This window comes from Streptomyces sp. NPDC040545 (assembly GCF_055595065.1).
Window position 1 is genome coordinate 24,251 of sequence record NZ_JBVIWA010000019.1, and the last position, 20,241, is coordinate 44,491.

A 20,241-nucleotide genomic window follows, 5' to 3' on the forward strand; every position below is an offset into this window, starting at 1 on the left:
GCGAAAGGCGAAAAAGAATGCAGCGGGCGACGGGAGTTCGAGATTCTGATCTTGGAAAGTTCCTTCAGGTACGGCGCAGCCTGCTGTCGCCGGACGACATCGGCCTGCCCAGCGACGGGAAGAGACGCCGGGTGCGGGGGCTGCGCAGGGAGGAGGTCGCCCATATCGCCCAGGTCAGCGTCAACTACTACACGCGCCTGGAGCAGGGGCAGAACCGCAGCGCATCGCCCGAGGTCCTGGACGCCATCGCCAACGCGCTGCGCCTGAACCCGGGCGAGCGGGCCCATCTGCACAACCTGTCCCGCGCCGCCGAGCTCGCGCGCCCGGCCAAGGCCGCCGAGGAAGTGCGGCCCGCGGTGGCCCGGATCTCCGCCTACCTCCAGGGGCCCGCGGTCGTGCTGGGCCGGCAGATGGACATCCTCGCCTGGAACGCCCTCGCCCGGACCATGTTCTCCGGACACATCGACATCGAGGAACTCCTCGCCCGGGACACACCGCCGAACCTGGCCGAGCTCGTCTTCCTCCACCCCGGCGCCCGCGCCCTCTACCCCCGCTGGAACGACGAGGCCGTCGAGATGGCGGGGTACCTGCGGATGATGGCCGGACGCTTCCCGGGCGACCCGGAACTGGTCGGGCTGATCGAACGTCTCTCCCACGCGAGCCCGGAGTTCACCGAGATCTGGTCGGGTCACGTGGTGTGGGACAAGACGTTCGGTACGCGCCATCTCCACCACCCGGCCGTCGGGGAACTGACCCTCTCCTTCGAGAGCCTGCGCCTTCCCGACTCCCCCGACCAGTGCATCGTTCTGTACCACGCGGAGCCCGCCTCCCTGGAGGAAGAGGCGCTGCGCATCCTCCTGGAAGGCCGCGGCGGCGGCTAGCGGCCCGCGCCGGCGGGACGCCGGTGCCGGTCCGCGGGGAGTCGAGAATCCGTCAATACCCGCTGAGGATGACCAGCAGGGGCAGGCGAGGGGATCAACGCCTCGCCGAGACTGGACCCATGGAATCCTTCGCCGACCTCAGCCACTTCCTGCGCTCCCACCGCCTGCGTACGGCCCCCGGGCGGACGGGGGTGCCGACGGGCGCGGGCCCCCGGACCGCGCCCTGTCTGCTGCCCGCCGAACTGGCCCGTGCGGCGGGGCTGGACGCCGACCGCTACACCGACATCGAGGACGGCCGGGCCGGCCGCGTGTCCCTGTCCGTGCTCCACGCGCTGGCATCGGCGCTGCACCTCGGGGCGGACGACCGGGCCGAACTGTTCCGGCTCGGGGCCTCCCCCGGCACGTCCCGGCTGCGGGGGCTCGGCCACCTGACCCGGGCCGTACCCATGCTGCCGGTCATCGCCTTCAACCACCGCTACGACATCACCGGCTGGAACCTGCCCGGGCAGGCGCTGCTCGCCTGGGACCTGGACTGGCCGGCCGGGCACGTGCGGCCCAACCTCGCCCGGATGCTCTTCCTCGGCGGGGCGACGCGGGCACTGTACGGGCCCGGGCAGCGGCAGGTCGCCGGGCTCGTCGGGGCCCTGCGGCGGGCGGTGGAGCAGCATCCGGACGAGGAGCTGACCCGCCTGGTGGTCGAACTGGCCGCCGGCAGCGGTGAGTTCGCGCAGCTGTGGTCGCGTCCGGCCGGGGAAAGGACGGACGAGGACGACTGCGGTGTCCTCTTCCGTTTCGAGCATCCCGCGGTGGGCTCCATGGAGCTCTCCCGGGTGGTGCTGGAGGAGGGGGCGCAGAACGGCGAGTGGGCCGTGGTGTTCAGCCCGGAACCCGGTTCCGCGTCCGCCGCCGCGCTGGACGATCTGCTCGCCCGGGTCGCCGGACGGTCCATCTGATGCACCACGGCCGGCCGGCGCGGCCGGGCCCGGCAGCCGCCGCTCCACAGGTGCAGGCGCCGGCGAGGGGCCCGGCCGGCTCAGGCGCGCGGCTGCGGCAGTCCCGGGTAGGCGCGGCCGGCGCGCGGGGGCACGGCGAAGGTGGCCCGGCTGCGGACGTCCATGAACGCGTTGATGCCGTTGTTGCGCCGTACGCCGATCCCGCCGTGGTGGGTGGACGCGTCGGCCGCGTTCATCATCGCCCGGGTGGCGTGGAAGTCCTCCATGGTGCGCTGCAGGGACACGAAGTGGGTGCCGGGCACCCCGTGGTCCATCGTCGCGAAGTCCCTGCGGTTGATCCGCGGACGGCCGGCGAGCCGGGCCCGCCCGGTCGCCTGGGCGTGGCCGACCCGTCCGTGGGCGGCGGCCACCGCCGCGAGCTCCGTACGGTCGCTCTCCGCGTCCTCGGCCAGGGCGTGCGCCTCCTTCGCGGTGGTCCGGGGCGAGTACATCAGGGCGGCGCGCTCGTCCTCGTGCTGCTCGTACCAGCTGTCGGTGTCCAGGACGATGTAGCTGACGTGCATGGTCGTGCCGCCGGCGAGCGGCCCCCCGGTGATCGAGACCTCCTCCTCGGTGGCCTGGTTGCGCCGCAGTCCCGAGTGGAAGCCCAGCAGCAGCGGGGCCTCGGCGGGGACGCCGGCCTGCGGCCGCCGCGCGGCCGGCAGGCCCTGCCCGACGAAGCCGCTGCGGGTCTCGCGCAGCACGAGGCGCCCGCGCTGGTCCTGCGGTCCCGGCCCGAAGAGCGAGGCGGCGGCCTCGGTGAGCGTCTCCTCCCGGTCGGAGGCCAGGTGGAGGCAGGCGTCGTACTCCTCCAGCACCGGGTTCTCCCAGCGGGCCATCGGGACGGGCCGGCCCACCGGGGAACGCAGCCGTGTGTGCCGCTCGAACCAGCCCGGGCCCCAGCCCATGCACATCAGGATGCCGTCGGGCCCGTGCCCGTAGCGCTCCTCCAGGGCGCCGAGCGCGGCCTCCAGGTGCCGGGCGTCCGCCCGTACGGGGGTGCCCGCGACGTCGAGCATGAGCAGCCGGTGGTGGCGGGGCGGCAGCGCGCGGCCGGCCTCGTCGGAGCGGAAGGTGTCCTCCCAGGCGTGCTGGGCGGCGGGGCGTACGGGCATCACAGCTCCTTCTGCGGCTCGTCGCGGCGCAGGGCCGCGAACGCCGCGGCCCAGTCGGCCACGGGGGTGCCGGGTTCGTTGAACAGGCTGAAGGTCGTGGACCGGCTGGCGGGCTGTTCGATGGCCGCGACGATCGCGGCGGCCATGTCGGAGCGGGCCACCATGCCGTCGCCGTGGGGGTGCTGGCTGAGGGTCAGGGCGTGGCTGCCGGGCGGGTCGTCGGTCATCCAGGTGGGCCGCACGATGGTGTAGGGCAGGCCGCTTGCGCGCACCAGCCGTTCGGCGGCGACCCGGGCCGGGAGCAGGGTGTCGTTGATCCGGTTGAGGGGGTGGGCGGGTCCGTGGCCGACCGCGAAGGAGCTGAACAGGACGAAGTGCGCGGCGGGCCGGTGGCGGCGTACCTGCTCCAGCAGTACGCGGGTGGCCCGTTCGGTGTGGATCCGGGCGTCGCCCCGCTTGGGGACGAGGACGACGGCTTCGGCGCCTTCCAGGACGGTAGCCGCGCCGGTCAGTTCACCGAGGTCGTCCGGCCGGGCCGGGTCGCCGAGGTCGCTGACGTAGCGGACCGTGTGGCCCCGTTCGGCGGCCGCCGAGGCGATGATCTTCCCGGTGCCGGCCCGGTAGGGCGAGCCGGCGACGACGATGCGTGCCACGCCCTCACGCCCCGTCGTGGACGAGGAGGGTGGCCTTGCCGGCGATCCGGCGCTCGCGCAGCGACTCCATCACCTCGGGGAGCCGTTCCCAGGTGTCCTGGTGGCCCAGGACCGGCCGCAGCCGGCCGAGGTCGATCAGGCGGACCAGCAGTTCCAGGTCCTCACCGACCGGCTCGCCGGACCCGAACACCCAGAAGGGGTGCAGGGTCTGGCGCACGTGGGGCACGAAGGAGGAGATGCTCAGGGAGGCCGTGCGGCCCGAGGAGGTGCCGAGGACCACGATGTGGCCGAGGGCCGACAGCCGCTTGAGGGCCGTGACCAGTACATCTCCGCCCACGGATTCGAGGATCACGTCGAAGTCGCCTTCCGCGTCGGCGAGTGAGGTGACCACGTGGTGCGCGCCCAGTGCCTTCAGGTCGAGGTCGCGGTGGGTGCCGGTCAGCGCCGTCACCTCGGCGCCCTCGGCGGCGGCCAGTTGCACGGCGAAGGAGCCGACGCCGCCGCTCGCCCCGGTGACCAGGACGCGGCGGCCCAGCAGCGGCCCGCCGCGGCGCAGGGCGCGCAGGGCGGTCAGTCCGGCGACGCCGAGGGTGGCCGCCTCGGTGAAGGCCACCGCGTCGGGGAGGACGGCGAGGCGGTCGACGGGGACGGCCGCGTACTGGGCCCAGCCGCCGAAGTCGTTCATCGCCGCGATGCGGGTCCCGGCGGCGGGGCCGCTGCCGTCGGCCGCGGCCCGGACGACGGTCCCGGCCAGGTCCTGGCCGGGCCGCCAGCCCTCGGCGCGGCGCCGGAACAGGTTGAGTTCGCCGCGGTTGACGGAGAAGGCGGCCACGCTCACCAGCGCCTGGTCCGGGGCCGGTTCGGGCAGGGCGGCGATGCGCAGGTCGGGGCCGTCGGGGGTGCCGATCCAGGCGCGCATCTGCCGGGGCAGGATCGGGGGCACGGGGTGGGCGGAGGCGGGAGAGGTGCGGGAGGAGGTCATGCACCGACCGTAGGCAGGGCCCTGGCCGGGAGGGAAAGACCAGCTCTGTCTCGGTTCATAACCCGCGGATATGAATGGGGCGGCGCCTCTACGATGGCGGGGTGACGATGCCCGAGGCGAGACTGCTGCGCTACTTCCTGGCCGTGGCCGAGGAGGGCAGTTTCACGCGGGCGGCGGCCCGGCTGCACATCGCGCAGCCGGCGCTGAGCACGCAGATCCGCCGGCTGGAGAGCCGGCTGGGTGTGCTGCTGCTGCACCGCACCACCCGCGTGGTGCGCCTGACGGAGGCCGGGCAGGCGGTGTACCAGCGTGGTGCGGGTGCGCTCGCCGCGCTGGAGGACGTGTGGGAGGCGGCCCGCCGGGCCGGGCGCGGTGAACTGGGGCGGCTGCGGCTGGTGTACAGCACCAGTACGGGGTACGGGACGGTGCCCGCTCTGGTGGAGGCGGTGCGGGCGCGGCTGCCGGACGTCCAGGTGGCCGCCGAGGTGCTGCGGACCCCCGACATCGCGCACGCGGTGCTGGACGGGCGGGCGGACGCGGGGATAGCGCGTTCGCCGGAGGCGGTGGCGGGGGTGCGGCTGCTGCTGGTGCGCAGCGAACCGCGCGGGGTGCTGCTGGCGGCCGCCCATCCGCTGGCCGGGCGGCGTGAGCTCACCTTGGCCGAGGTCGCGGCCTTCCCGCTGGTGCTGCACGAGCGGCAGGCCAACCCCGGTCACTACGACGAGGTGCTGGCCGTGTTCCAGGGGGCGGGGCTGGTACCGCGGCTGACGGAGCGTCCGATGGCTTTCGATCCCACGCAGAGCGTGCTGCGGGACGCCCGCACGGTGGGTCTGGTCGCCGCGTCGTCCGGCGAGCAGCTGCCGGGGTGGCTGCGCTGGGTGCCGCTCGCTGCGGGGACGCGGCCGCTCGCCACCCATCTGGTGCTGCCGGAGACCTCGCCGTCGCCGATCGTCACGCACTTCACGGATGCCGCGCTGGACGCGGCCCGGGAGGCGGGCTGGCTGGAGGACGGGGCCGCGGCGCCGCGGGGTCCGGGCGCGGGGCCGTGACCGGCGGACGGGTGGCGCGGCGGCCGCGGGAAACCCGCTTGGCGGACCCGGCGGGCACTGCTACGTTCCCTGAGGCCGTGCGAGAGAACGAGGAGGTGGTACCCGTGAACGCAGTATCGACATGGGTGCTCCCCCCCGGGGTCACGGTCGGACGGTAGGCAGGCTGTCCGGGAGCGCCGCTCGCGAGCACTCCCGAAAGGCACGACCATGCACTTCACTTCCGAACAGCGCCTCGACGACGGCGTCCTCGAACGCGAATTCACCCTCGGCGAGATCCCCGGCACCCTGTGGACGCCCGAATCCGCCGTACCGGTCCCGCTGATCCTGATGGCCCACAACAACGGCCTGCCCAGGGGGGCGGCCCGGCTGGTGGCCCGGGCGAGGCACTCGGCGGCGCAGGGCTACGCGGTGGCCGCCATCGACGCCGCCGGGTGCGGCGACCGGCCCCGTTCGGCTGCCGGCGAGCAGGCCCGCGGCGGGACGCAGAGCAGCAGGCGGGCCTGGGCGGCTCATCGGCCGTTCTCGGTGATCAGGTCGATCAGGCCCTGGGCCGTGTTGTGCTCGGAGTCGATCCCCGGGACCTCTCCCCCTTCGAAGGTGACCGGCTCGGCGCTGCGGGGGAACATGGCCTGCTCGTACTCGGTGAGCGCGGCCTCGACGTCGCCGGGGTGCGCGGCGAGGGCCCGGCCGAGTTCGGCGCCGTCGTACATGGCCAGGTTGGCGCCTTCGCCGTTCGGGGGCGTGAGGTGGGCGGCGTCGCCGAGCAGGGTGACCCCCGGCACCCGGTCCCAGCGGTGCCCGGTCGGCAGGGTGTACTGGGGGCGCAGGACCGGGGCCGTGTCGCCGTCGGTGATCAGCGCGGTGAGTTCCGGTGCCCAGCCGTCGAACTCGCGCGCGATCCGCGCGGTGGCCGCGGCTGCGTCGGTGAAGTCGATGGCGGCGAACCAGTCCTGCGGCCTGGTCAGCGCCACGTAGGTGTGCAGGGTGTCGCCGCTTTCCCGGTGGGCGAAGATCTCCCTGCCCGGTGAGGGCGCGATCATCATTCCGCCGCCGACCGCTTTCGCGGCGGCCGCATGGCGGGTGTCGGCGTGGAAGAGGTACGTCTCGACGAACGAGGTGCCGGCGTATTGGGGTGTGGCGGTGGAGAGCAGGGGCCGTACCTGTGACCAGGCGCCGTCCGCGCCGACCAGCAGGCCGGTGACGGCGGTGGCGCCGTCGGCGAACGTCACCTCGTGGCGGCCCGGGCCGGCGGTGCGGGTGCTGCTGACCTTGTGCCCCCACCGGACGGTGCCGGCCGGGAGCGAGTCGAGCAGGATCTGCCGTAACTCGCCGCGCTGGACCTCGGGGCGTGCGCCCGTGCCGTCGTCGGCCTTGTCGAACAGGACGGTCCCGTCCGGGTCGAGGACCCGCATGGCCTGGCGGCCCTCCAGGACGATGGCGTGGAACTCGTCCATCAGGCCGGCCGCCTTGAGGGCGAGCTGTCCGTTGTGGTCGTGGATGTCGAGCAGCCCGCCCTGCGTGCGCGCCGTCGGGGAGGACTCCGCCTCGTAGACGGTGACGGGGATTCCGTGGACGTGCAGGACGCGGGCCAGGGTGAGTCCGCCGAGTCCGGCGCCGATGACCGTGACGGGCATGTGCATGGTGGCTCCTGGGGATCGGGGCCGCCCGGTGTGCTCCGGCGGCCGTCCCTGGAAGGCTGGCGGGCCTCGCCGACAAGCCACCGACACCGGACCGGCGGCCGCCGATGGATGACCGACACCGCGTATCGGTCCCACGTGGCTGCTTGGGACTCGCCGGGTGGCGGAGCCCGGCCCGCCGACCGGCGATGATGGGCGGCGGCGGGCTCCGTGGCGGTGTCCGGCGGGTTCTCGGGGGTGGGCAGTGATCGAGGTCGGGCAGCAGGGCGCGTTCAGCGTGAACAGTGTCGGCATGGAGCGCCGGCCGTTCCCGTTGAGCTTCGGCGTGCGTGAGGCCGAGGGGGTGTGGCGGGTGACGGCCGGCGCGGCCCGGGCGGGTGAGCTGGCCGACCTGCTGGTGGCCGTGGCGGACGACACGGTCGCGGTGGTGTCGCTGGAGACCAACTCCTACCTGGACGAGGACTGGCAGCCGCTGCGGCCCTCGCTGATCGCGGCCGATCTGGGCGTGCCGTGCGCGGTCCACCCCGTCGGGTCCTGGGCGTCCGGCACGTGCGGACTCGCGGAGGAGATCCTGGTGATGGACCGCGGCCTCCTGCCGCGTTTCCTCGACGGCACCTGGTCGCCGTACGAACTGGCTCTGATCGGTGTGCCCGCCGGTGTGACTGCGGAGCGGCTCGACGAGATCGCCCTCGTGGTGGGCACGGCCGGCGCGGGCGAGCGGCTGCTGGACCGTCTGGGTGACTGCCGGGTCTGGTTCTCGGGTCACGACGACTGCTACGTGCTGCTGGAAGCCCGCGATCGCGGCCTGCCGGCCGCGGTCCTGGCCCGGCTGCTGGCCCTGCTGGCCGGCTCCGGCCTCGCCGGACTCACCGGGAGGCCCTCCGTGCGTGTTCCCGAGCCCGGGCTCTGGCTGCCCGAGCAGCTGATCGCCACCGCATCCCACTGGATCGGGGCCCTGGGCGAAGTCACCGAGGATCTGGTGACGGTCGCTCTGGCCGTCCTGCCGGGCCCGTGGCGGCTGGACGTCGCGTTCCCGCGGCGGGCCGACTTCACGGCGACGCTCGATGTCCGCGGCGGCACCTGGCGGATCACGCCCGCGCAGTAGCGCGAGGAGGCCGGCCGGGCACCGGGGCGGCGTCCTGGTCCGTGACGCGGCCCGGCTGCCGCGGCGTGAGGACGCGCGGGTCACCTGGACGGGACCCGGGGGCGGGCCGGCGGGGGGATCGGCCGTGCCGGCGTCGCGGACTTCCTGCGGTGCGCCGCGGCCGGCGGGCGGTGGGTCCGCCGGCGCGTCATCCTCACGCGCTGAGCCGTGCGGGCGGCGGGATGGCCCCGGGGCGTCAGGGGGCGGGGCAGGGCGGGTCGAAGTCGATCGCCGTGAAGTACCGGGCCCATTGGGTTCTGGTGATCCAGGGGTGGGCGCTGTCGCAGATGCGGGTGGTGACCCGGTCCAGGCCGGTGTCCCGCAGGCGGATCGTGAAGTCGTTGCCGCCGGTGGCCAGGGTGGTGCCGTCCGGGCTGAACGCCACGGCCGGTACGGGGTTGGCGTGGCCGGTGAGGATGGTGGGGGCGGGCGGGCCGCCCAGGTCCCACAGGAGGGCCTTGCCGTCCGCGGCGCCGGCTGCCAGCCGGCGGCCTTGCGCATCGAAGGCCAGCGTGTAGAGCCAGGAGCCGGAGGCCGGCAGCTGCGCCGTCTTCGCGGGGTGGTGGATGTCGCCGGCGTCGATCAGCCAGATGGTCCTGTCCGTCCGGTGGAAGGCGGCCAGTCGCCGGTTGTCGGGGCTGAACACGCCGCTGGTGAGGGGGTCGGACCGGAAGGGGGAGGGCAGTTCCCGGGGGGTGCGTGGCCGGGTGATGTCCCACAGCCGCAGTGAGCCGGACTCGCCCGTGCTGGTGACCAGGGTGTGGCCGTCCGGCCGGAACGAGGCCGTCGTGACGTTCGGCCCGTCCTCGGCGATCCGGCTCAGCGGCCGGGGGTCGGCGGGATCGGTCAGGTCCCACAGGCCGGCCGTGGCCTGGGCCCAGAGGGCCAGGAGGTGGCCGTCCGGGGCGAAGGCGGTGCCGGCGACTTCGCCGCCTTCGGGGGCGATGACCGATGTCAGGCGGGGCTTGCGGGGGTCGGTGACGTTCCAGACGCGGGCGGTGCCGTCCTCGCTGGCGGTGACGAGGGTGCGGCCGTCGGGGCTGAAGGTCACGCAGCGGACGAACCTGGTGTGTCCGTGCAGGGCCGACAGCGGCCACAGGGCGCGGCCGCCGGTGACCTGCCACAGGCGTGCGGTGCCGTCCCAGCTGGCGCTGGCGAGGAGGTGGCCGCCGGGTGCGAACGCGAGGGAGGTGACCACGTCGTCGTGGGTGGCGAGGGAGAGGTCCCGCAGGTCCAGGAGCCGGTCGGAGTTGGCGAGGACGTGGCCGTCGGGGCTGAACGCGGCTTGGTAGAAGCCGCCTTGGAGCGTGCTGGTCCGCTTCGGGTCCGCCGGGGCGGTGATGTCCCAGAACTGGGTGGAGCCGCCGACCGAGACGAGTGTGGTGCCGTCCGGGCTGAAGGCGAGCGACCAGACGATGGCGGGATGGCCGGGCAGGACGGCGGGCGGGCGGGCGGAGCGGCCGCCGGTGATGTCCCACAGGCGTGCGGTGCGGTCCCAGCTGCCGGTCGCCAGGGCCTTGCCGTCGGGGCTGAAGGCGGCTGCGGTCACGGTGTCGGTGTGTCCGCGCAGGACGTCGAGGAGGAGCGGATGCGCGGGGTCCGCGACGTCCCACAGTCGGGTGGTGGTGTCGCCGGTGGTCGCCACCGTGCGGTGGTCCGGGGCGAACGTCACCGAGGTGACGGTGCCGGAGTGACCGGGCAGGGTGGCCAGTTGCCGGGGGTGGCGGGGGTCGTGCACGTTCCACAGGCGTGCCGTGCCGTCGGTGTGGCCGGTGGCGATGAGGCCGTCCGGCCCGCAGGCCACCCATGTCGGTGCGGACCGCTGGTCCGCCAGGGTGCTCAGCTGGGCGGGCGCCCGCCGGTCGGTCACGTCCCAGAGCCGTACGGAGCGTTCGCTCGCCGTGGCCAGGATGCGGCCGCCGGGGCCGAAGGCCACCGACATCAGCCGCTCGGGCTGGGTCACGGCGGCGAGCTGTACGGGATGGTGGGGGTCGCGGGTGTCCCACAGCCGGACGGTGCGGTCCCAGCTCGCGGTGGCCAGGATGCGGCTGTCGGGGGCGAAGGAGATCGAGACCACGTCGGAGGTGTGGCCGGTGAGCCGGCTGGTGTAGGGCGTCGCGAAGGTGCTCATGAGCTGGTCGCGGACGTCGCCGGTGGCTGCCAGCCGGTAGGCGGCCAGGTTCAGCTGGGCGGCGAGCGCGGGGTCGTGGGGGCGTACCTCGGCCGCGTCGGCGGCGGCCTTGCGCGCGATGGCCACGTTGCGCTGGCGCAGGGCGGAGTCGCGCGAGCCGACGGCCAGTGCGCCCGCGGTCGCCGCGACGGCCACCAGCACGGTGAGCAGGGTGACCAGTTGCCGCAGGCGGACCGTCCGTCGCCGCACCGCCGCCGTCTCGCCGGCCTGTGCTTCCCGGCTCGCGTCGAGGAAGCGCCGTTCCTTCGAGGTCAGGCGGCTGGCGTCGGTGGCGGCCAGGTCCAGGGCGGCGGCCAGGCGGGCGCCCCGGTAGAGGGTGTGCGGGTCGTGGTCCTGCCGTTCCCAGCCGGCGGTCGCGTCGGTGAGCCGGCGGTGCAGGAGCAGCCGGTCGCGGTCTTCGGTGAGCCAGCCGCGCAGTCTCGGCCAGCACCGGATGATCGCCTCGTGGGTGATCTCGGCGCTTTCCTGGTCTAGTGTCACGAGCCTTTTGCGGGCGAGGGATTCGAGGACGTGGACGGTGTCGGGGTTCGGGTCCAGTTCGTCCCTGGTGATGCGGCGCCTGGTGTCCTCGGTGCCGTCGCCCAGGGCGGTCAGCCGCAGGAACAGCGACCTGGCGAGGTCCTGCTGCGGCGGTGAGAGTGCGGCGTAGGCGGCCTCCGCGGTGTGTGCGAGGGCGTGCTGGATTCCGCCGGCGGCGAGGTAGCCCTCCAGGGTCAGGCGGCTGCCGCTGCGCCGGCGCCAGGTCTCGACCATCGCGTGCGAGACCAGGGGCAGTGCGCCCGGCTGGCCGGTGGCGTCCGCGACGACGGCCGCGAGGAGCGGGCCGGTGACCGTGCAGTCGGCGAGGGCGGCGGGCCGGGTGATGGCCTCGCGCAGTTCCTGGCTGCTCATCGGGCCGACGGCGATCTGTGCGTCGCGGATCGCTTCGACCAGCCGGGGGTCCTGGACGCAGTGGCCGTAGAAGTCGGCGCGTACGCCGAGTACCACCCGGGTCCGGCTGGTGGCCGCCCCGGCGGCGGCGGTCAGCAGGGTGATGAACGCGCCGCGTTCGCCCGGGTCCTGGCAGAGGGTGAAGACCTCTTCGAACTGGTCGACGACGATCAGTGTGTCGGTGTCCGGGGGGTGGCCGGTCATGGTCTGCCGGATGCGCAGGTGCAGTGCCGCGGGATCGTCGTGCAGCTCGGTCAGGAGTGCGGCGGGGGCCTCGCCCGTGGCCGCGGCGAGGTGGATCGCGCATTCCTCCAGGGGGTGCGGGCCCGGGGTGAAGAGCATGACCGGCCGGCCCGCTGCCTGTGCGCGGGCGACGAGTCCGGCCCGCAGCAGAGAGGATTTCCCTGATCCGGAGGGCCCGAAGACGGCGAGGAAGCGGTGGCCGGCCACTTTCGCGAGGAGTTCGCCGGTCAGCCGCTCGCGTCCGAAGAAGCGGTCGGCGTCTTCGGGCTGGAAGGCCGACAGGCCGGCGTACGGGGCGTTCTGGCGGCCGGTCCGCGCGGGGGTCTCCGGTGGTGCGCTCGCGGCGATCTCGGCGGCGACGGCATGCCACCGGGTTTCCCATGTGCGGCGGTCGCCCTGGCAGGCGTCGACGTAGGCGAGGGTGACGGCAAGGCTCGGGAAGGTGTTGCCGCCCGCGGCGTCCGACAGTGTCGTGGACGAATAGTGTGCCTTTTTCGCCAGGGCCCGGTAGGGCGGGCGTCCCGCTGTCTCACGCAGTTTCCGCAGGTCGGCCGCGAACCGTGTCAGCGGACCGGAGTCCAGGTCGAGCGGGCGTTCGGGGCGTGGCATTGCCTTCCTTCCTGCGGATTTCCGCAGCCGTGTCGGGTGGTGTTTGTCCAGCTTTTGATGTCCGGAATCCTCGTTCCGGCGCCGGACATCGGCCGGGGGCTAGACAGGGGCCGGCGCAACCGCGCCTCGGTGATGGGAAGGGGAACTCATGAGGTCCGTACGACGACTGATGCTGCTGGCGGCGGTCACCGGGCTGCTGGCCGGCCCTGTCTTGACCGGCTCGCCTGCGTATGCCGCGGCACCGCTGCTCAAGTCCAACCTGAACGGGAGGTGCGCCGATATCTTCATGTTCCACAACGAGAACGGCGCTTCCACCGTGACGTGGGACTGTCACGGCGGGACCAACCAGCAGTGGTACTGGGACGGTGAGCAGATCCGTTCGAGCATGAACGGGAAGTGCCTGGAGATCTACGGCCCGCATCTGGGTGACCAGGGGTCGGTGAGCATGTGGGACTGCCACGGCGGTCTTCACCAGAAGTGGTACCGCAACGGCAGCGAGATCCGTAACCGGGTGAACGGGAAGTGCCTGGACATCCTGGCCGGGCGGCCCGAGAACGGCCAGCTCCTGGTGAGCTGGAGCTGCAACGGCGCGCGGAGCCAGAGCTGGGACTTCTGAGCGCGCCTGCCCGGCCCGGCACCCCGTGTGCCGGGCCGGGCCGGGGAGGGCGGGCGTCTGCTTGACGGCCGCCCTGCCCGGGATGCCGGTGTCCCTGGGCACCTGCGGCCGGGGCGCGGAGCACGCGGGCGCGGCCGGCCTTCCTGTCGGGTGCTGAATCGGTCCTGGGAGCGGTGCGCTTCTGTGCCAGCTCCCCCGCCCTGGCACCGGGTGCGGTCGGCGACGGGTCCTGAGTGCCGCGGTGCCGTACGGTCCCGTCACCTGCCGTGGGGGTGCGGGCGGCGGCCGAGGGGAAGGAGGTACTGGAGCGGCTGGTCGGGGTCGTGGAGTCCGAGCAGTTCGTGGGCCAGGTCGTCGTGGAAGCCGCCCAGCGGGGTCCCGCCCAGGCCCAGGGCCGACGCCGTGAGCAGCAGGGTCTGGGCCAGGTGGCCGGTCTCCAGCAGGGCCAGGCGCAGTGCGCGCAGTCCGTAGCGGCGGCGCAGCAGGCCGAGGTCGGCGTAGAGGGCCAGGAGTAGCGGTGCCTGCGCGATGCCGATCCAGTCCGGGTCGGCCGACGGGCGCGAGAGGTAGGTCGACAGGGCGGTGATGTCCTCCAGCGGCGCCGCCGGGCCGATGCGGCGCAGGGTCCGGCGTTCGGGGACGCAGTCGTAGGTGCCGGCGGGGAGACCGCTCACGTCGAGGACCAGGAGGCGGACGCGTGCCGTGTGGAGGGCGCCCGCGCTGGGGTAGGGGCGGTGGGCCAGGGTACGGGTCGTGCCGTCGGCGAGGTGCTGCTCGCTGCGGCCGCTCTCGGCGAGGGAGTGCCACAGCAGGGCGCCGAGCGTGCCGGTGTCGAGGGGGCCGGTGAGGGCGCCGCGCAGGGAGGAGCGTGCGGCGAGGACCTCGGCCAGGGGCACGGCGGGCAACGGGTCGGCGGGGAGCGGGATTTCGGCGGGCCCGGCCGGGCCGGCCACCGGGGCCGGGGCCGGGGTGGGGGCGGGGGCGGGCAGGGGGCGCAGTGCCGAGTCCTCGCCGCGGCCGATCTGGAACTTGCTGCGTTCCAGGTACTGCAGGTCGGGGGCGGTGTGGCCGGGCGGGAAGAAGCCCGCCGGTGTGTCCGTCTCCAGCAGGGTGCGCGCGGCCAGCCGGCACACGGCCCGTTCCTCGTCGGGGCTCACTCCCAGCCGGTTGAACAGCATGTGCAGCTGGGAGCCCCAGATCCCGGCCCGGGTCCGCTCGCCGGGGCCGTCGAGCATCGCGTCGGCCTCCCGGACCCGTTCGGCCCAGTGCGCGAGCCAGGGCGCCGCGGTGCCGGCCTCCAGGCGCTCGCGCAGGTCCGCGGCGCGCCCCGCGAGGGTCGTGCGCTGCGCGGCGTGGACGGTGTTGACCCGGGTGTGGACGGCGGCGGCGGGCAGCAGCGGCACCTCGGTGACCCAGCGCCAGCCCGCCGCGTGCGCGCGGAGCCAGCGTGCGGCGGCGAGCGGGTCCATGCCGAGCGCGTACGCCGTGGTGTGTGCCAGGTCCGCGGCCGCGGTGAGGCGGGATGCGGCCGTGGTCGTGTCGGGCAGGGCCCGCAGTACGTCGAGGGCGGTGCGGGTGGAGGCGGCGAAGAGCGCCTCGGCGACGGGCAGGGCCCGCGGTCCGCCGTAGCGCCGGGTCTCGGGTACGTAGGGCACGGCGCGGATCTCGGCGTGCCGGGAGGGCCAGGGGCCGGGGACGGCGGGTACCTGGCGGGCCCGCCGGGCCAGCAGGTCCGGCAGGTCCGGCAGGTCCGGGGGCCGGGGGAGGTCCGCGGCGGTCGCGGTCCCGGTGGTGCGGACACGGATGCGCAGGTGGGGGCCGTCCTGCCCGTAGCGGATGAAGAACCAGTCGGCGGCTTCGCCGGCGGCCACGAGGTCGTCGAGGAGGGGGGCCGCGTCCCGGGTCAGGAAGCGGTCGGTGTCCTCGGTGGTGGAGTGCAGGAAGAGGTGGTGGCTCTGCCAGGTGCCGGCGGCGGCCGTGCCGGTGCCGGTGCCGGTGTGGTTGTCGGTCGTCGTCACGTCGTGCGGTCCTCGCCTCGCGTGTCGGGTCAGGGGTCAGGGGAAGGGGTGCGGGTGCAGGGGCAGTTCGCCGTGGTGGACCGGCCGGCCGGTGCGGCCCAGGCGGTGGGGCACTTCCAGCAGCCGGGGCAGGCCGAGGGTGCGCCGGTTGACGTGTCCGAAGGTCATGGGGAGCGCGCCGGGGACGACGGCCTTCACGCAGTGCAGGCCGAACCGTTCGCGCAGCCCGGGCTCGCTCTGGTCGACGGTGATGACCTCCAGTCCGGCCCGGGCCAGCCGGGCGACGGTCCGTGTCAGGAGGCCGGAGAGGTCGGGCACCGGGGCGGGGGCGCCGGGCCAGGCCTCGGCGACCGTCGCGGCGGGGGTGTCGGCGAGGAGGAACTCCAGGCGCTGGGCGGCCTCGGGCAGGGTGTTCAGGCCGACGTGGTCGTCCAGGGTGCGGACGAGTTCGGGGTGCTCCAGCATGGGCCGCAGGCGTTCGGGGTCGCGTGGCCCTCCCTGGGCGGAGGAACGGTGCGGTGCCTCCAGCACGTTGGTGACGACCTCGGCGACGGCGGAGCGGATGGCGGCGCGCGGATCGTGGTGGGCGCCGGCCGCGAGGAACATCCGGGGTGCGTGGGGGTGGCTGCCCTCGTAGTGGCAGACCGCCAGGACGGCCGGGACGGCGAAGTCGTTGGTCGCGTCCAGGAGCAGGAGCCGGTAGCCGGCGGCGGCCGCCCGGTCCGCGAGCATCAGGGTGTCGGTGTCGCCGGCCGGCGGGTGGATGCGGCGCAGCGGGGTGGCGGTGTACCAGGCCATGAGGAAGGCGTCGCGTTCCGCGACCTCGAACAGTCCGTACAGGGCGGCTTCTTCGGGGCTGTTGCCGAGGCCGCAGCCGTTGGAGGACTCGTACACGACGCGCGGCCGGCCGGGTCCCGGCACGTCCCAGTAGGCGACGTGTTCGGGGACGGCGGTCGGCCTGCGGTGGGTGAGGGACCAGCCGTGTACCCAGTGGAGCGGCAGGTCCGGGGTGTAGGGGACGGTGGGTGAGGCGGGGTGGCCGTGGTGGGCGGGGTCGGGCAGGCCGAGCCGTGCGGGGTCCAGGGCGCGGCCCGGGCCCAGTTCGGCGAAGGAGGCCAGCAGGTCGGTGCGGCGGCCGGTGGGGCGCATGCCCGCGTACCGTTCGACGGCCTCGAAGAGGGCGATGCGTTCGCTGTCGGGGAAGGTGCGGGCCCGGCCGTGGCCGCCGTCGTCGAGGGACCTGCCGTCGGTGACGACCGCGCTGGTGAGGCTGTACGCCGAGTCCTCGAAGCGGCGCAGCAGCCGTACGGGGCCGAAGCGTTCGTCGTGCAGGGCGTCTCGCAGTGCGGCGGCGGTCGTACGGGGGTTGGGGCCGCGCAGGACGGCCGGGTCGGGCAGCGGGCGGGGTCGGCAGGGCAGGGGGTGGAGCGGTGTCTGTGTGTCGGAGGGCAGCGGGTGGCACACGTCGCAGCCGCCGACGGGGCGGACGTGGTGGGTGGACCAGGTGCCGCGGCCCTGGTGGACGACGTGGACGACGGCCGCGTCGGGGTCCGCGTCCGGGTCGGGGTGGGGGTCGGGGTCGAGGAGGTCGTGGACGAGGGCCTCCACGGCCGGGGTCAGGGCCGGTGAGGGTACTCCGGCCAGGGTCAGCTTCGGGGTCTGCCACGGGACCCGGCCGCCCGTGGTCGCCAGGCGCTGGTACTCGGTGCAGACGAGGCAGGCGGCGGCGCCCGGCCGGAGCACCGGTCCGATCACCGCCAGCGGCCCGTCGTAGCGCACCGGGACCAGGGTCACGGGCCGGTGCAGGGCGTGGCGGCTCAGTTCCCCGGCGAGGCCGAGTGTCCAGCGGGTCAGCAGGACCGCGGCCCGGCCGGTGGTGGCCGCCAGGGCTGCGGCGGCGTCCAGTACGGGGACGGGGCCCGGACCGGCCGCCGGTGCGGGGGCGGGGGCCGTGGCAGGTGCGGGTGCGGGGCGGGTCATCGGGTCTCCTCGGCAATGTGCAGCACGGTGAAGCCGAAGGAGCGCAGCAGGCCGGCGAGGGCCGAGTCCGGTGCGCGGCCGGGTGCGGGCGGTGTGGTCGCGGGGCCGGTTCCGGACAGCCGGTGCAGGGTGTCCTGGAGGGTGTCCTCGCGTCCGGCCAGGTCGGCGAGCCAGCCCCCGGTCCAGCCGGGGTCCTCCCAGGCGGCGGTGGGCACACCGGCCGCCGCCAGCGGGGCGGCCGCGCCCCCGGAGGGCGGTGGCGGGGCAGCGCCGGGTGTTCCGGCCGCGGCGGTGCAGACGGCGGTGACGGCGGCCAGCGCGGCGAAGGAGGCGGCGTCGCCGGGGGTGGCCTCGACGGCCTCGCCGAGCAGCGGGCCCGGCCCGTGCTCCGGCCCGGGCGGGGTGCGGCGGACCACGGCCCGGTACGCGTGTGCGTGGGGGGCCGCCCGGTGCACCTCCAGTTGTGCGGGGACGGCGAGCCGGCCGGTGAGGGCCGTCCACCAGTGGCGCAGCTGCGGGTGGCCGGACCAGCGGGCCGGGTCCAGCGGGGGGCGGCTGTGCGGGGCGGCGGCGAGACGGCGTGCGGCGGCGTGGCGCAGGGCGCGGCCGCGGGCGTGGCCGGGGTCGGCCCCGACGGTGAACGCGGTTTCCCCGAGGAGCAGTTCGGCGGCGCGGCAGAACAGTTCGAGGCGGGCGAGGTCGAGGCGGGGCCCGCCGCCGGTCAGGGTGCGGGGGGTGGTGGCGGGCCCGGTGGCGGGGGCGGGCAGTGTGCAGGTGGCGAGGGGGACCGGGAGTTGGGGCAGGTCCCCCGGCAGGGGTGCGGGCAGGGGTCCGCAGCGGTCCTCGCCGAGGGCGGCGATCCGCCGCAGGGCTTCGGCGAGCCCGGCCGGGGGCGCGAGGCGGACGCGGCGGTCCGCGTCGATCCGTGCGGGGCCGAGCCAGCTGTGGTGGTCGGCGCGGGCGGGGCGGGTGTCGGCGAGGAGGACGGCGGGGATGCCGGGGAGCAGCCGCGGGTCGTCGGCCTCGGTGGCCGGGTCGGGCATTCCGGCGGCCGCGCACAGCAGCCGGTGCGCGGCGGCGCCGGCCAGCAGGGCGGTGAACGTGCCCGGAAGTGTGTGGGGTTGCGGCGCGGCAGCGCCGGCAGCGCCGTGGGTGGCGTGGGTGAGCCGGGCTTCGAGGGCTGCTGCGTCGGCGCGTGCCTGGGCGGTGCTGCCGGGGGCGGTCACGTATCCGGTGGCGCCGCCCCGTCCGGCCGCGACCGCCCGGTCCGGGCCCGCGCCGCGGACGGTCAGCAGGACGCGGCCCGGGGGCAGGTCCGGGTCGGGGGTGAGGGTGACGGGCACGCCGCCGGCCGTCAGCGCCCGTACGGCGGCGGTGGCGGGCGGGGAGGCCGGGTCGCGGGCCAGGACCTCGGCCCGGGCGGTGGCGAGGAGGGCGGCCGCGGTGGCGGGGCGCGCGGCCGTGGCGTCGATCCACCGTGCGACGGCGGGGTCGGGGTGAGGGGCGGCGGATGGTGCGGGGAGGAGGAGGTCGTGGTCGGCGAGCCGGCCGAGGAGGGTGTCGGCGGCGGTACGGACGGCGGAGCCCGGCTCCAGGCCCTCCCGGAACCCGGCGAGGCCCCCGGTGCGCAGGGGTTCCTCCAGCAGGCCCCACACCACGGGAACGGCGGGGCTGCCTTCCAGCGTGAGGCTGCCGCGCCGCCCCCGCAGGTGCAGGCCGGCGCGCAGCGGTGTGACGGCGGTGCCGGGACGCAGCCGGCCGCCGCTCGCGCGGTCCCTGCCGGTGTCCTCGGTGCCCTCGGTGATTTCGGTGCCCTCGATGCCCTCGGTGTTTTCGGTGCCCTCGGTGTTTTCGGTGTCCTGGCCGGTGGGTTCGCCGGTCATGTCCGGGCCTCCACCGCGTCGATGACGGTGCCGATCTCGGTGCGCCAGTCGCAGCCGGTCAGGGCGGGCACGGCGCGGACGACGAGGTGCGCGGCGAGGTAGCGCTCCAGGGGGCGGACGTCGCAGACGGTCAGCAGCCGGTACAGGGCGTTGGTGCAGGCCCGGTGGATGAGGTAGTCGGGGCGGCTCCACATCGTGCCCTGCGGGTCGGCGCGGCGCAGCAGCCGGTGGAACTCGCTGTAGCGGGTGCGGATGTCCTGGTTCCAGCGTTCGTATGCGGCGGGGTCGCCGGTGGCGGCCGCCCGGGTCCGGTAGGCGAGGGGGTTTCCGTGGAGGTCGGCGCCGGCGGCGTGGCGGCGGGCCGTGAGCTGCCAGGCGTTGCGGGAGAAGCCGGCCCAGGCCTGTTCCCAGTCGTGCGCGTGGCCGTCGGCGATGCGTGCGACGAGGGCGGTGACGGTGTCCCCGGCGGCTTGGGCGTGCCGTTCGAAGGTGGTGCGGAGTTTTCCGTCGGGGTCGTCGTGGAGGAGGAAGTCCTCCAGGTGGGAGACGTAGGACCAGTGTCCGCCGGTCAGGCCGCCGGGGTGGGCGCAGGCGTGGGCGGCCAGGGCGGTGACCGCGAGGCGGAGCCGGGCCCGGTCGGTGTCCGCGTGCCGGCCGAGGAAGCCGGCGCCGGCCCGCAGGGCGTCCAGGCCCGAGTGCAGCAGGTCCTCGCGCAGGCGGGTCCCGTCCGCTCCGAGCAGGCCCCGTACCGGGGTCCGGTCGACGGGTTCGATCCGGGTGGTGTTGTCGGGGTGGATGGGCCCGTAGGGCGGGGGGATGAGTTCGGCGCGCCCGGCCTCGGCGGCCTGTTCGAGGAGTTGGGTGTCGGTGAGGTCGCTGTGGGAGGGGTGGGTGCGCAGCCAGGTGCGGATGTGTCGGGCGGCGGCCGCGGCGGTGTGCGCGACGGCGGCGGGGTCGGTGCCCTGCAGGCGCAGCCGCAGGTGCGGGCCGTGCAGCCAGTGCCGCTCCACGTGGGCGGTGGTGCCGTCGGCGGTGGCGGCGGTGGCCAGCGGCAGTATGACCTCGCGCAGCAGCGGGGCTTTGACCGGGTGGTGGTAGGAGACGGCGACGTCCAGCGCGCCGTGGTCGCGGGGGTCTGGTCCCGGGAGGGCTTCGGGGTCGGGGGACGGCATGTCCGGTGCGCTCCTGTCGTGGTGCTGCGGGCTGGGCGGGCGGGTCATCGCGGGCGTCCGTCCCGGTAGACCTCCAGGGCGAGTTCGACGGCCCGGGCGGGTGCGGCCAGGCCGCCGGGTGCGGGCAGGGCCTCCTCCAGGACGAC

14 protein-coding genes and 1 pseudogene are annotated in these 20,241 nt (G+C 75.2%); 6 read left to right on the forward strand and 9 right to left on the reverse strand.

Features of this window, described 5'->3' with window-relative positions:
- The first annotated feature begins 17 nt into the window (after positions 1-17).
- On the forward strand, positions 18-881 hold the full coding sequence (locus tag ACZ573_RS29570; RefSeq protein ID WP_471309793.1) for a helix-turn-helix domain-containing protein: 864 nt from the start codon (positions 18-20) through the stop codon (positions 879-881).
- 119 nt (positions 882-1,000) lie between these two features.
- Complete coding sequence (locus ACZ573_RS29575) at positions 1,001-1,834, forward strand: helix-turn-helix transcriptional regulator (RefSeq protein ID WP_471309797.1); 834 nt, start codon at positions 1,001-1,003, stop codon at positions 1,832-1,834.
- 80 nt (positions 1,835-1,914) lie between these two features.
- Here the strand turns inward: ACZ573_RS29575 and ACZ573_RS29580 are convergent, their stop codons facing one another.
- Genes ACZ573_RS29580 through ACZ573_RS29590 form a run of 3 tightly spaced genes read right to left on the reverse strand, consistent with a single transcriptional unit; the run spans position 1,915 to position 4,623 of the window.
- Entirely contained in the window at positions 1,915-2,988 is a 1,074-nt protein-coding gene (locus ACZ573_RS29580) for a DUF7405 family protein (protein WP_471309799.1), read from the reverse strand.
- Positions 2,988-3,641: an NAD(P)-binding oxidoreductase gene (locus ACZ573_RS29585; protein ID WP_471309801.1), complete on the reverse strand. Its 654-nt coding sequence runs from the start codon at positions 3,639-3,641 to the stop codon at positions 2,988-2,990. The genes ACZ573_RS29580 and ACZ573_RS29585 overlap by 1 nt, the downstream gene beginning before the upstream one ends.
- Before the next feature lie 4 nt (positions 3,642-3,645).
- The gene (locus tag ACZ573_RS29590; RefSeq protein WP_471309803.1) at positions 3,646-4,623 is read right to left on the reverse strand and encodes a zinc-binding dehydrogenase; all 978 of its coding nucleotides are present in this window, start codon (positions 4,621-4,623) and stop codon (positions 3,646-3,648) included.
- 107 nt (positions 4,624-4,730) lie between these two features.
- Between ACZ573_RS29590 and ACZ573_RS29595 the strand changes: the two genes are divergently transcribed.
- Together ACZ573_RS29595 and ACZ573_RS29600 are read left to right on the forward strand one after the other, a co-directional pair.
- Complete coding sequence (locus ACZ573_RS29595) at positions 4,731-5,672, forward strand: LysR family transcriptional regulator (protein WP_471310131.1); 942 nt, start codon at positions 4,731-4,733, stop codon at positions 5,670-5,672.
- 207 nt (positions 5,673-5,879) lie between these two features.
- A pseudogene (locus tag ACZ573_RS29600) lies at positions 5,880-6,183 on the forward strand (alpha/beta hydrolase family protein); the annotation flags it as partial.
- Here ACZ573_RS29600 and ACZ573_RS29605 read toward each other — a convergent pair.
- Complete coding sequence (locus tag ACZ573_RS29605) at positions 6,182-7,312, reverse strand: FAD-dependent oxidoreductase (protein WP_471309806.1); 1,131 nt, start codon at positions 7,310-7,312, stop codon at positions 6,182-6,184. The pseudogene ACZ573_RS29600 and the gene ACZ573_RS29605 overlap by 2 nt on opposite strands.
- A 241-nt stretch (positions 7,313-7,553) precedes the next feature.
- On the opposite strand from ACZ573_RS29605, the gene ACZ573_RS29610 reads away from it, so the two are divergent.
- A complete protein-coding gene (locus ACZ573_RS29610) occupies positions 7,554-8,414 on the forward strand; it encodes a hypothetical protein (RefSeq protein ID WP_471309808.1) in 861 nt (286 codons plus the stop codon).
- Between the two features lie 235 nt (positions 8,415-8,649).
- Here the strand turns inward: ACZ573_RS29610 and ACZ573_RS29615 are convergent, their stop codons facing one another.
- Positions 8,650-12,426: a WD40 repeat domain-containing protein gene (locus ACZ573_RS29615; protein WP_471309811.1), complete on the reverse strand. Its 3,777-nt coding sequence runs from the start codon at positions 12,424-12,426 to the stop codon at positions 8,650-8,652.
- A 148-nt stretch (positions 12,427-12,574) separates the two neighbouring features.
- Between ACZ573_RS29615 and ACZ573_RS29620 the strand changes: the two genes are divergently transcribed.
- Positions 12,575-13,042 carry an RICIN domain-containing protein gene (locus ACZ573_RS29620; protein ID WP_471309813.1) on the forward strand — a complete coding sequence of 156 codons (468 nt, stop codon included), beginning with the start codon at positions 12,575-12,577 and terminating at the stop codon, positions 13,040-13,042.
- A 257-nt stretch (positions 13,043-13,299) separates the two neighbouring features.
- Here ACZ573_RS29620 and ACZ573_RS29625 read toward each other — a convergent pair whose 3' ends face one another.
- From ACZ573_RS29625 to ACZ573_RS29640, 4 genes are read right to left on the reverse strand one after another with little or no spacing between them, the layout of a single operon-like run.
- Entirely contained in the window at positions 13,300-15,060 is a 1,761-nt protein-coding gene (locus ACZ573_RS29625; RefSeq protein ID WP_471309817.1) for a thiopeptide-type bacteriocin biosynthesis protein, read from the reverse strand.
- A gap of 36 nt (positions 15,061-15,096) precedes the next feature.
- Positions 15,097-17,040, reverse strand: a complete 1,944-nt coding sequence (locus ACZ573_RS29630; protein WP_471309820.1) for a TOMM precursor leader peptide-binding protein — start codon at positions 17,038-17,040, stop codon at positions 15,097-15,099.
- Positions 17,037-18,923 carry a hypothetical protein gene (locus tag ACZ573_RS29635; protein ID WP_471309826.1) on the reverse strand — a complete coding sequence of 629 codons (1,887 nt, stop codon included), beginning with the start codon at positions 18,921-18,923 and terminating at the stop codon, positions 17,037-17,039. The genes ACZ573_RS29630 and ACZ573_RS29635 overlap by 4 nt, the downstream gene beginning before the upstream one ends.
- Positions 18,920-20,095, reverse strand: a complete 1,176-nt coding sequence (locus tag ACZ573_RS29640; RefSeq protein WP_471309829.1) for a lantibiotic dehydratase C-terminal domain-containing protein — start codon at positions 20,093-20,095, stop codon at positions 18,920-18,922. Before ACZ573_RS29640 ends, ACZ573_RS29635 begins: the two co-directional genes overlap by 4 nt.
- Positions 20,096-20,241: the final 146 nt, after the last annotated feature.

What these genes read in the sequence shown, in the direction of transcription:
- ACZ573_RS29570 (WP_471309793.1), top strand. Translation starts at nt 18, where the DNA reads ATGCAGCGGGCGACGGGAGTTCGAGATTCTGATCTTGGAAAGTTCCTT.
- ACZ573_RS29575 (WP_471309797.1), top strand. Translation starts at nt 1,001, where the DNA reads ATGGAATCCTTCGCCGACCTCAGCCACTTCCTGCGCTCCCACCGCCTG.
- ACZ573_RS29580 (WP_471309799.1), bottom strand. Translation starts at nt 2,988, where the DNA reads ATGCCCGTACGCCCCGCCGCCCAGCACGCCTGGGAGGACACCTTCCGC.
- ACZ573_RS29590 (WP_471309803.1), bottom strand. Translation starts at nt 4,623, where the DNA reads ATGACCTCCTCCCGCACCTCTCCCGCCTCCGCCCACCCCGTGCCCCCG.
- ACZ573_RS29595 (WP_471310131.1), top strand. Translation starts at nt 4,731, where the DNA reads ATGCCCGAGGCGAGACTGCTGCGCTACTTCCTGGCCGTGGCCGAGGAG.
- ACZ573_RS29605 (WP_471309806.1), bottom strand. Translation starts at nt 7,312, where the DNA reads ATGCACATGCCCGTCACGGTCATCGGCGCCGGACTCGGCGGACTCACC.
- ACZ573_RS29615 (WP_471309811.1), bottom strand. Translation starts at nt 12,426, where the DNA reads ATGCCACGCCCCGAACGCCCGCTCGACCTGGACTCCGGTCCGCTGACA.
- ACZ573_RS29620 (WP_471309813.1), top strand. Translation starts at nt 12,575, where the DNA reads ATGAGGTCCGTACGACGACTGATGCTGCTGGCGGCGGTCACCGGGCTG.
- ACZ573_RS29630 (WP_471309820.1), bottom strand. Translation starts at nt 17,040, where the DNA reads ATGACCCGCCCCGCACCCGCACCTGCCACGGCCCCCGCCCCCGCACCG.
- ACZ573_RS29635 (WP_471309826.1), bottom strand. Translation starts at nt 18,923, where the DNA reads ATGACCGGCGAACCCACCGGCCAGGACACCGAAAACACCGAGGGCACC.
- ACZ573_RS29640 (WP_471309829.1), bottom strand. Translation starts at nt 20,095, where the DNA reads ATGCCGTCCCCCGACCCCGAAGCCCTCCCGGGACCAGACCCCCGCGAC.